We start from the raw sequence: 10,758 nt of genomic DNA on the forward strand, positions 1-10,758 counted from the left end.
CCACGGTGCGGATCCGCTATACCGGCACGATCGGCGGGAATCTGATGGCCCGGCGTTTCCGCTACGAGATGCCGCTGCTGCTCGACGCGCTCGAGGCCCGGACGAGGTGGTTGGACGGCCGGACCCACGATATCGGTGACCTCTGGACCGGCGAGCCGGCCGGGCTGCTCACCGGGATCGCGGTGCCCACGACAGATCTCGTCTGGTTCGGATACGAGCGGTCGATGCGCCCGACGACGACGGTCGCACTCGCGATCCGCCGCCGCGCCGGTGGCACCCTGTCCGTCCGGGCCGTGGCCGGATCGGAGTACCGCCGGGCCGTCGCGCTGCACGCCGATACCGGTTCGGCCACGGTGGCCGGTATCGACGCGGCGTCCACGGCCGCGTCGCTGGCCGCGCAGCTTCCGGACGATATCGCCGATTACACCGGGTCCGCCGAATACCGCAGGCACCTCGTCACCGTGCTGACCCGCCGGTTGCTGAGCGAGGCGGCCGCCGACCATCGTGAGGATCGATAGCATGCCCGACCCCGGGACCGGCCGAGTGACGGCCGCCGCGGACCAGCCCGCCGGCGTCACGGCCACCTCGATAGAGTTCGCCCTGAACGGCGAGAAACGTATCTGCCCCGTCGATTCCAGCGCGGTCCTGCTCGATGTGCTGCGCGAGAAGTTCGGCTGCGTGGGCGTGCGGCGTTCGTGTGAGCGCGGCGTCTGCGGCGCCTGCACGGTTCTCGTCGACAATGTCCCGGTCGCGTCGTGCTCGACCTTCGCGTTCGCGGTCGACGGCGCCGATGTGGAAACCGTCGAGGGCCTGGCGGGCGCGGACGGCACCCTCTCGCCGCAACAGCGCGCATTCGCCGAATGCGGCGGCTACCAATGCGGTTTCTGCACCTCGGGGATGCTGATGCTGACGACCGGGCTGTTACGCCGCGAATCCCGGCCCGACCGCGGCACGATCCGGGAATGGATCAGCTCGAACACCTGCCGGTGCACCGGCTACGAGATGATCATGGAATCCGTCGAACGTGCCGCCGAACTGGCCGCCGCCGAGGACGGGGACCGGGAATGACGACGGTATCGGATCCGTCGCTGCCGCGATCCCCGCGGTTCGAGGCGCATACGCACGTGGTCGACGACCGGGCGGCCGTCGGCGGATACCGGATCACCCCATTGCCGACGGCGCCGGCCGGGCACCGGGTGACCGGGCGTGACCGGCCCCGTGCCGACGCGACCGCGAAGGTCACCGGCCGGGCGGTCTACGGAGCCGATATCGTGCGCCCCGGCATGCTGCATGCGAAAGTGCTGCGCAGCCCGCACGCGCATGCGCGGATCCGGTCCATCGACACCGCCGCGGCGCGGGCACTGACGGGTGTCACCGCGATCGTGACCCAGGACGAGATCGACGGTCTGCAGTGCTACGGGACCATGGTCAAGGACCAGCCCGTGGTCGCCACCGGTATCGTCCGATACGTCGGTGACGTGGTGGCGGCCGTCGCCGCCGTCGACGAGCGCACCGCCCTGGCGGCATTGGACCTGATCCGGGTCGACTACGAGGTGCTGCCCGCGGTGTTCACCGTGGACGAGGCGCTCGCCGAATCGGCCCCGGTCATCCATCCGGACGAGCCGTTCGGAGTGATCCCGAAGTACGGGCAGGGCGCGTCGGCGTCGCTGCGCAGCGAACCGAATGTGAGCTACGAATTCCGTTACCGCACCGGATCGCCCGGGGCATGGGACGGCTGCGACCATATCTTCGAGGACACCTTCCGGTTCTCGCGCATGAATCATATGCACCTCGAACCCTTCGTGACCGTCGCCGAGGCGACGGCCGAGGAGATCGAGGTGTGGACGTCGACCCAGTCACCGTTCAATCTCCGCAAAGAGCTGTCGCGTGTCTTCGGGCTGCCGGAGAACCGGATTCGCGTTCATGTGCCGCTGCTCGGCGGCGGGTTCGGCGCGAAGAACGGACCCAAGGCCGATCCGGTGGCGATCCGGCTCTCGCAGCTCAGCGGGGGGCGGGCCGTCCGGTTCTGTATGACGACCGAGGAGGTGTTCCTCACCGTCTCCCAGCACGCGGCGACACTGGTCGTGAAATCGGGCGTCCGCGCCGACGGGACGTTCGTGGCGCGGCAGTCCACGGTGCTGCTCAACGGCGGCGCGTATGCCGAGCACAGTCCCGCGGTCGCGGAGAAGGCCGGTTACCGGATGCCGGGCGCCTACCGGTGGGACCATATCGATTCGGTCTGCAAGGTGGTCACCACCAACACTGTCCCGGCCGGTGCCTATCGCGGATTCGGTGGCACCCAGGCGACCTGGGCCAGTGAGCGGCAGGTCGACCTGATCGCGGACCGTCTCGGACTCGACCCCTACGAGCTGCGGCTGAAGAATCTCAAGGTGCTGGGGGAGGAGTTCGTACCGGGCGAATCCGGGATCGACTCCGATCTGGCGGAGGGCATGCGGCTGGTGGCCGATGCCATCGGCTACCACGGCCGGGACCGCACCGGGAACCGGGGCATGGGTGTCTCGGTCGGTGTGAAGGACGGCGGCGGTATCAACAAACCGGCGATGGCGCGGGTCAAGGTCACCACCCGCGGCGATGTCCTGCTCAACTGCGCGCTCACCGAAATGGGCCAGGGCGGGCATTCGGCGATGGCGCAGCTGGTCGCGGAGGTGCTGCGCTGCGACCCGGCCCGGGTGGCCTACGCGCGGATCGATACCGACAACACCCCGTTCGACCAGGGCACCAACGCGTCCTCCGGAGTCGCGGTGATGGGCCAGGCGGTGCGCGCGGCGGCCGAGAAGCTGCGCGCGCAGGTACTCGACTGGGCCGGTGCGCAACTCGCCGCCGACCCGGCCGGTCTCGCGCTGGTGGACTGGCATGTGCATACGCCCGACGGGCGGGTGCACGATCTGTTCCCGATGATCATGGAGGTCTTCGGCAACACCGGCTTCGAATTCTCCGCCGACGGGTTCTACAAGGCGCGCAACGACCACCGGGCGCCGCTCGAGGCGCCGTGCGTGTTCTGGGAGATCGGCTGGGCCGCGGCGGAAGTGGAGGTCGACCCCGAAACCGGCCGGATCACCGTACTGCAGCTCGCGGTGAGCGGTGATGCCGGCAAGGTGATCAACAAGATCGCGTGTCGCGGTCAGGACGAGGGGGCTGCGGTGTTCGGGCTCGGGCAGGCGCTGTTCGAGGAGATGCGCTACGACGCCGACGGCGGCCTGCTCAACGCGGAGGCGCTGCTGTACCGGGTGCCACTCGCCGAGGACATCCCGGAGCGGTTCGTCTCGATCACCCAGGAGCAGGGGCACGGTGCCGGGCCGTTCGGCAGCAAGGGAATGGGGGAGGGCGGCATGCTGCCCGTGGCCAGTGCCATCGCCCAGGCCGTCGCCGACGCGGTGGGCGTTCAGCTGACGGAGCTGCCGTTGACGCCGCAACGGGTCTACGAGGCGCTCGCCGCCCGAGCGGTGGGGGAGCGGCGATGACGATGGCGCCCAGTGGTATACGACGAGCCCGCGACTCCGGCCGCGCTCCGGCCCGGGTCTGCGAGCTCGGTTACGGGAGTATCGGGGCGGTGGTGGCCGACCGGCTGCTCCGGGGCGATGTGCCCGGCGCCGAGCTCGCCGGAATCGTCAACCGGTCACCCGTCGCCGCGCTGCCGGTGCCCCGGCTCTCACTGGCGGAGGCGCTGGATATCGCGGATGTGGTGGTCGAATGCGCGTCCCAGGAGGCCGTCTGGGAGGTCGCCCAGCAGGTCGTGGACGCGGGGCGTGACCTGCTGGTGTCCTCGGTCGGGGCGCTGTCGGACCCCGGATTCGCCGAGCGGATCGCCGGCCGTGGGCCCGGGCGGGTGGTGTGCACCCACGGTGCGGTCGGCGGCCTGGACCTGCTCGCCGCCGCGCGCGACGCGGCACCGTTCGAACGCGTGCTCGTCCGGTCGACGAAATCCCCGGCGTCCCTGGTGCAGCCGTGGATGGACCGGGCGGAGCGGGAGCGGATAGCGACTGCCGGGGCGCGGATGCGGGTGTTCGCGGGCAGTCCGGCCGAAGCGGCGCGGTTGTTCCCGAAATCGCTCAATGTGGCCGCCGCGGTGAGCTTCGCGGTGAACGATTGGCGGACGGTGTCGGTGGAACTGTATGCCGATCCGGCCGCGGAGATGACCTGTCACGAGATAGAGGCCTCGGGTCCGATCGGCAGATATTCGATCAAGATCGAGAATCTGCCGAGCGCGGATAATCCGCGCACCAGTGCGGTGGTGCCGTATTCGATTCTGCGGACGCTGGCCCACCTGACCGGATATCCGAATCTCATAGCCTGACCGGCTCGCTGGTACGCCGGCGTTGAGCAGGGCCCGGACCGGCCCGGTGACGACAAGTTAACGCAGACATCTTGACGGTAAGTATCTTTTAGCTCAGACTCTTTTACCGGAGGGATTCGGAGCTCGAACGGCCCCGGACAGTGCTGCGACAGAGGAACGGATGAAGACTCCGATGGACTTACAGAGCAGCACCACCACGCGTACGCCGCAGGGGGAGACCGCCGGATCCGCCGCGGTGACCGTGCCGGCCGGTGCGGTGCACCCCGAAGGGGCCCAGGAACTGCCGGTTCCTGATACGACCGACGAGATCTTCGTCGCCGGCCGGTGGATGCGTGGATCGGGTTCGCTGATCGAATCGGTCGACCCGGCGACCGGGCGGGTGTTCGCCCACCTGCACGGTGCCGTCGAAACCGACGTCGACCGGGCGGTCGAGGGCGGCGCCCGCGCCGCGGCCGCTTCCGGCTGGGCCGAACTGCTCCCGCACGAGCGGGCCGCGGTCCTGCACCGCATCGGCAACGCGATCGAGGCGAATACCGGCCGCATCGCCGCACTGCAAACCGTCGACACCGGAAAAACTCTCACCGAGACCGCCGCCCTCGCCCGCAGCGCCGCCGGAACCTTCCGGTTCATGGCCGCCGCGCTGGAAACGATGGAAGCGGCGATCACACCCGCCCGCGGCCCCTTCGTCACCCTGGCGACCTACGAACCCATGGGCGTGATCGGTGCGATCACGCCGTGGAATTCGCCGATCGCCTCCGACGCGCAGAAGATCGCGCCGGCTCTGGCCGCGGGTAACGCGGTGGTCGCCAAACCGCCGGTGTGGGCGCCGTGGGTGACACTGCTGCTGGCCCGGCTGGCCGAAGAGGCGGGGCTGCCGCCCGGTCTGCTGTCGGTTCTGCCCGGCCCGGGCCGGACCGTCGGCGACGCGCTGGCGCGGCATCCGGGAATCGCCAAGATCTCCTTCACCGGTGGTACCGCGACCGGTCGCGCGCTGGCGCATATCGCCGCGGACAAGCTCATGCCCGTCACGCTGGAACTCGGCGGAAAATCGCCCACCGTCGTCTTCGGCGACGCCGACCTGGAGCAGGCGCTCGCCGGGGTGCTGTTCGGGATCTTCTCGTCGTCGGGACAGAGTTGTATCGCGGGATCCCGCGTCTTCGTGCAGCGCGCGATCTACGAGGAGTTCGTCGGCCGTCTGGTCGCGGCGACCGCCGCGCTGCGCGTGGGGCCGGGCACCGATCCGAAAACCCAGGTGGCACCCATGATCACCCGCGACCACCGGGACGGTGTCGCGGCGATGGTCGACCACGCCGTGCGGGCGGGCGCCACGGTGCTGTGCGGTGGCGCCGTCCCGGCGGACCCCGCGCTCGCCGACGGCGCCTACTACCTGCCCACCGTTCTCACCGGCGTCGCGAACAGCGCGATCATCTGCCAGGAGGAGGTCTTCGGGCCGGTCGCCGTCGTGCTGCCGTTCGAGGACGAGACCGATCTCGTCGAACAGGCCAACGACACCGTGTTCGGGCTCGCGTGCGGGATCTGGACCGCCGACTACCGGCGTGCCTGGCGTATCGCCCGTGCGGTGCAGGCCGGGACGGTGTGGATCAACACCTATAAGCAGTTCAGTATCTCCACGCCCTTCAGCGGCCTGAAGGACAGCGGTATCGGCACCGAGAAGGGCCGCGACGGTATCCGCTCCTATATGAACCAGAAGAGCATCTACCTCGACATGTCCGGGCAGCCGCTGCCCTGGGCAGGTCTGTGAGAAGGACGCACCATGAGCGCTCACCCCTACAGTCCCGCCTTCGGTATCGCGGGCTTCGGATTCGTCTCCGGCGCCCTGTCGGTGGACGAGAACGGCGTCGCCGTGTCCGGCCGCCGCGAGGCCCTCGAGGCCGCGATGGCCCGGCTCAGCGAACGACTCTCGACGATCGAGATGACGCTCGACCACGTCGTGAAGACGACCTATTTCGTCACCGACGTCGCCCTGCGGGAGGAGGCGAACCGGCATTACGAGGCGGTGTTCGCCGAACCGCGGCCCGCGCGGTCGTTCGTCGAGGTCGCGGCCCTGCCCTATGGCGCGACGGTCGAGATCGAGGCCATCGCACACCGCGGCTGACCCCGCACCCCCACGAGTGATCACCCACAGAGGAAGGCACATCATGTCCAGCACCGAAAAGACCGGCGTCGATCTCGACGCCCTGATCGACTCCTGCATCGCGAGCGCGGGTACGCGCTACGAGGACTGGGACACCCTCGGGTTCCAGGCGGCCAAGGGCGGCGACCGCTTCAAGCGGGCGCAGATCCGCTACATCGGCTCGGGCGCGACGGGTAACCACGACACCGACAACAAGATCATCCAGGCCGACCACTTCACGTTCTCCAATATGCGGCTGCCCGCGGGCGCGGTCGGGCCCGAGCACACCCACCACGACGTCGAAGAGGTCTTCTACGTACTGGAAGGCGAAATCGAGGTCGCCGTCCACGATGTCGAGGACGGCACGAAGAAGGCCGTGCGCACCCTCGGCTACCGCGACCTGATCCGGGTCCCGGCCGGTGTGCCGCGCAGCCTCGCCAATGTCTCCGATGCCGACGCGCTGTTCTGCGTGATCATCGGGACCCCCAAGCCGCAGCTGCCCACCTACCCGCCCAGCTCCGAAATGTACGGCGTCACCCGCTGATTCGAGGCGCCGACGAAGGCCGAGGAGAGACCGATGGACGAACCGACGAGGCGGACGCTGCGCGTCCAGCAGAAGACCTGGGAGGCCGACGGCGTCGTCAGCGTGACGCTGACCGACCCGGCCGGCGCCGAGCTGCCCACCTGGGAACCGGGCGCGCATCTCGCCCTGCATCTGCCCAACGGTCTCGTCCGCGAGTATTCGCTGTGCTCGGACCCCGCGGACCGGTCGCGGTACACCGTGGCGGTACTGCGCACCCCGGATTCGCGGGGCGGTAGCGCCTGGGTGCACGACACCCTGCAGGTCGGCGGGCTGCTCGAGGTCGAGGGGCCGCGCCGCAACTTCGCGCTCGAGACCGCGGCCCGCCACATCCTGGTCGCGGGCGGTATCGGGATCACCCCGATCCTGTCGATGGTGCGGGACCTGCACCGCGACGGGGCGGACTGGACGCTGCTCTACACCGGACGATCCCGGTCGACACTGGCGTTCCTCGACGAGATCGGCGCGCTGCCCGCCGACCGTGTGACGATCCACGCGGACGACGAGGCAGCGGGCCGGTATCCCGATCTCGCCGGGTTGCTCGCCGGCGTCGAGGCCGGCGCCGTGGCCTACTGCTGTGGCCCGGAATCGCTGATGACCGCGGTTCGGGACGCGCTGCCGGACCCGGGACAGTTGCGCATCGAGCGATTCAAGGCGCCCGAACCGGTCGCCACCACCGGCGCGGACACCGCCTTCGATGTGATCCTCGCCGGGAGCGGCCGGCGGATCCCGGTCGCTCCCGAGGTGTCGGTGTTGAGCGCGCTGCAGAACGCCGGGGTGCCGGTGGAGAGTTCGTGCACCGAGGGGATCTGCGGAACCTGCGAGGTCGGCGTCGTCAAAGGCGATATCGAACACCGTGACTTCCTGCTCTCCCCGGAGGAACAGGAAACCGGCGGCACCATGTTCGTCTGCGTTTCCCGCTGCCGCTCGGCCGAACTCGTCCTCGACCTGTAACCGGCTCCACGAAAGAAAGGCCGATCAATGCGATTCTCCGGAACCCCGGTCTGCAACCTCAGGGCGTTGCGGTCGGTATCCGTCACGGTGCCCGATCCGGTTCGCTCCCGCGACTTCTATCACGAGGCATGGGGCCTGAGCACGGTGGACGAGGACGGTGACACCTTCTGGCTGCGGGCCACCGGCAGCGAACATCACGTCCTGCAACTCGGTGCCGGTGCCGGTAACGCACTGGACCGGATCTCGTTCGCGCTGGGCACTCCGCGCGAAGTCGACGACGCGGCCCGCGCCCTGCAGAAGCTGGGTATCCCGCTGCTGCGGGAACCGGGCCGGCTCGACGACGCGGGCGGCGGTTACGGCCTGCAACTGGTGGACCCGGAGGGACGCTGCCTCGAACTGTCCGCCGATACCTTCGCCGTCTCGGCGCAGGAACCGGCCGGGCGCCGCGCGATTCCCCGCAAATTGGCCCATATCGTTCTCAACACCAGCGATATCGATCGGACCGCGGACTTCTACACCCAGGTCCTGGGGATGCGGATCTCCGACTGGTCCGAACATCAGATGACGTTCCTGCGCTGCAACGCCGACCATCATGTGATCGCGCTGAACCAGGCCGATTTCCCGTCCATCAACCATGTCGCCTACGAGATGGAGAGCCTCGACCACTTCATGCGCGGGCTCGGCAGCCTCAAACGCAGCGGTATCGCCCCGCAATGGGGTCCCGGCCGGCACGGCCCGGGTGACAACACCTTCTCCTATTTCACCGATCCGGCCGGGCTGGTGTGCGAATACACCTCCGAGGTGGCCCAGATCGACGAGGACCGGTGGTTGTGCCGGACCTGGAAGCGCACGCCCGAGCTCTCCGACCAGTGGGGTACCGCGGGCCCGCCGACGACCACGGTCCGGGCCGCGATGGCCGGGGTACCCGATCTCGGCCACCGTGGCCGGGTCACCCCGGGTATCGACGATTATTTCTACGGCGGCGGCGATTCCCGGGGTACCCGGTCGTGACCGCCGTCGCCGAGTCCGGATACCGGCCCACCCGATGGGTGTCGGCCCGGGGCATCTCGCTCGAGGTCCGCGGCGCGGGTGAGCCGGTGCTGCTCCTGCACGGTATCGGCGGCAGCGCCGCGACCTTCGGTGCCCTGGCGGAGCTGCTGAGCGCGGCGGGCTACCGGACCTACTGCTGGGACGCGCCGGGTTACGGGCAATCCGCCGACCCCACCCGTATCGCGGCCGGATCGGACGATTTCTACGACCACGGCGCGGCGGTGTCCGAACTGCTCGCCGAACTCGGCGGCGAGCCGGTACATCTGGCCGGCACCTCCTGGGGTGGAGTGATCGCGACCGCCGTCGCGGTATCGAATCCCGCCGCCGTCCGGTCCCTGGTGCTCGCCGACAGCACGCGTGGTTCCGCGGTGACCCCGGAACGAGCGCGCGCGATGCGGGCCCGGGTGGCCGAACTGCGTGACCTCGGCAGCGCCGGGTTCGCGGCGGCCCGGGCCCCGCGTCTGGTCTCGCCCGCCTGTGACGGCGAGGTCGCCCGCGCGGTGGAGTCGGAGATGGCGCGCGTGCGCCTGTCCGGCTACGGCGCCGCCGCCGAGTTCATGGCCCGCACCGATACCGGGCCGGACCTGGCGACGGTAACCGCGCCGACGCTGGTGCTGGTCGGTGCCGATGACATCGTCACCGGCGTCGACGAATCCCGGCTGCTCGCCGATCGCATTCCCGGTGCCCGCTTCGGGCTGATCCCGGCCGCCGGTCATGCGGCGGTACAGGAGAAGCCGGCGGATATCGCCGACCACATCCTGCGGTTCTGGAAGGGCCTGAACGAATGAGCAGACTGACCGTCGTCACCGGCGCGGGCCGCGGACTGGGTTTCGCGATCGCCGAACGACTGGCCGCCGCGGGCGACCGGATCGTTATCGCGGAGATGCGCGCCGAACTCGCGGAACGGGCACAGAACGAACTGCGGGCCAAAGGATACGACGCGACCGCGGTGGTCACCGATATCGCCGACCGCGATTCGGTGGTGGCGCTGGCGGCCGCCGTACAGGATCTGGGCGGCGCGGACGCGCTGGTCAACAATGCCGCCCTGGCCGACGGTGTCGGCGGTGACGCGTTCTGGGAACTCGATGAGGGGTTCTTCCAGAAGGTGATGACCGTCAACACCTTCGGTACCTGGCTGGTCAGCAAGCATCTGTTCGCCCAGCTGATCTCCGGTGGCGCGGGGGCGATCGTGAACATCGCCTCCGACGCCGCGCTGTACGGCTCGCCGCGCCTGGTGCATTACGTCGGCTCCAAGGGCGCGGTCATGGCGATGACCCGCACGATGGCCCGGGACGGCGGCCCGCACGGACTGCGGGTCAACGCGGTCGCGCCGGGCCTCACCCGGGTCGAGGCGACGGCCACGGTACCGGCGTCACGGTACCGGCTCTACGCCGACAACCAGGTGCTCGACCGTGCACAGACCCCGGACGATGTGGCGGGCACGGTGCAGTTCCTGCTCTCGGACGCGGCGAGTTACCTGACGGGCCAGACCTTGGTGGTCGACGGCGGATTCGTCATGCACTGACCGCACCGCCCGGCTTTTCCGAAACTTCCCCCACCAAGGAGACCGACCCGATGGATCTGCAGCTCATCGACCGCACCGTGATCGTCACCGGCGCGAGTTCCGGCGTGGGCCTGGCGACAACGCGGATGCTGCTCGCCGAGGGTGCCCGGATCGCCGCCTGCGCCCGCGATCTGGACCGGTTGCGTACCGCGATCGATTCT

The 10,758-nt window shown here is 69.5% G+C and carries 11 protein-coding genes and 1 pseudogene; all 12 read left to right on the forward strand.

Features of this window, described 5'->3' with window-relative positions; genetic code table 11:
* Positions 1-518 (forward strand): annotated as a pseudogene (locus ACWDU1_RS22275) (FAD binding domain-containing protein); the annotation flags it as partial.
* Position 519: 1 nt separating this feature from the next.
* Entirely contained in the window at positions 520-1,068 is a 549-nt protein-coding gene (locus tag ACWDU1_RS22280) for a (2Fe-2S)-binding protein (RefSeq protein WP_450001160.1), read from the forward strand.
* Positions 1,065-3,482 carry a xanthine dehydrogenase family protein molybdopterin-binding subunit gene (locus ACWDU1_RS22285; protein WP_450001162.1) on the forward strand — a complete coding sequence of 806 codons (2,418 nt, stop codon included), beginning with the start codon at positions 1,065-1,067 and terminating at the stop codon, positions 3,480-3,482. The genes ACWDU1_RS22280 and ACWDU1_RS22285 overlap by 4 nt, the downstream gene beginning before the upstream one ends.
* Positions 3,479-4,315 carry an aspartate dehydrogenase domain-containing protein gene (locus ACWDU1_RS22290; RefSeq protein ID WP_450001163.1) on the forward strand — a complete coding sequence of 279 codons (837 nt, stop codon included), beginning with the start codon at positions 3,479-3,481 and terminating at the stop codon, positions 4,313-4,315. Before ACWDU1_RS22285 ends, ACWDU1_RS22290 begins: the two co-directional genes overlap by 4 nt.
* A gap of 172 nt (positions 4,316-4,487) precedes the next feature.
* Positions 4,488-6,077 carry an aldehyde dehydrogenase gene (locus ACWDU1_RS22295; protein ID WP_450001165.1) on the forward strand — a complete coding sequence of 530 codons (1,590 nt, stop codon included), beginning with the start codon at positions 4,488-4,490 and terminating at the stop codon, positions 6,075-6,077.
* A 12-nt stretch (positions 6,078-6,089) separates the two neighbouring features.
* Positions 6,090-6,431, forward strand: a complete 342-nt coding sequence (locus ACWDU1_RS22300; RefSeq protein ID WP_450001167.1) for a RidA family protein — start codon at positions 6,090-6,092, stop codon at positions 6,429-6,431.
* Positions 6,432-6,474: 43 nt separating this feature from the next.
* Positions 6,475-6,993, forward strand: a complete 519-nt coding sequence (locus ACWDU1_RS22305) for a cupin domain-containing protein (protein ID WP_450001168.1) — start codon at positions 6,475-6,477, stop codon at positions 6,991-6,993.
* Positions 6,994-7,026: 33 nt separating this feature from the next.
* Positions 7,027-7,983 (forward strand): PDR/VanB family oxidoreductase, encoded by a 957-nt coding sequence (locus tag ACWDU1_RS22310; RefSeq protein WP_450001169.1) that lies wholly within the window; start codon positions 7,027-7,029, stop codon positions 7,981-7,983.
* 27 nt (positions 7,984-8,010) lie between these two features.
* Positions 8,011-8,994: a VOC family protein gene (locus tag ACWDU1_RS22315; protein ID WP_450001171.1), complete on the forward strand. Its 984-nt coding sequence runs from the start codon at positions 8,011-8,013 to the stop codon at positions 8,992-8,994.
* Complete coding sequence (locus ACWDU1_RS22320) at positions 8,991-9,821, forward strand: alpha/beta fold hydrolase (protein WP_450001173.1); 831 nt, start codon at positions 8,991-8,993, stop codon at positions 9,819-9,821. The genes ACWDU1_RS22315 and ACWDU1_RS22320 overlap by 4 nt, the downstream gene beginning before the upstream one ends.
* Complete coding sequence (locus ACWDU1_RS22325; protein ID WP_450001175.1) at positions 9,818-10,558, forward strand: SDR family oxidoreductase; 741 nt, start codon at positions 9,818-9,820, stop codon at positions 10,556-10,558. Before ACWDU1_RS22320 ends, ACWDU1_RS22325 begins: the two co-directional genes overlap by 4 nt.
* Before the next feature lie 50 nt (positions 10,559-10,608).
* Positions 10,609-10,758: SDR family NAD(P)-dependent oxidoreductase (locus ACWDU1_RS22330; protein ID WP_450001177.1), on the forward strand; the 150-nt coding region annotated here is incomplete at its 3' end.

Source organism: Nocardia sp. NPDC003345, from assembly GCF_053589395.1.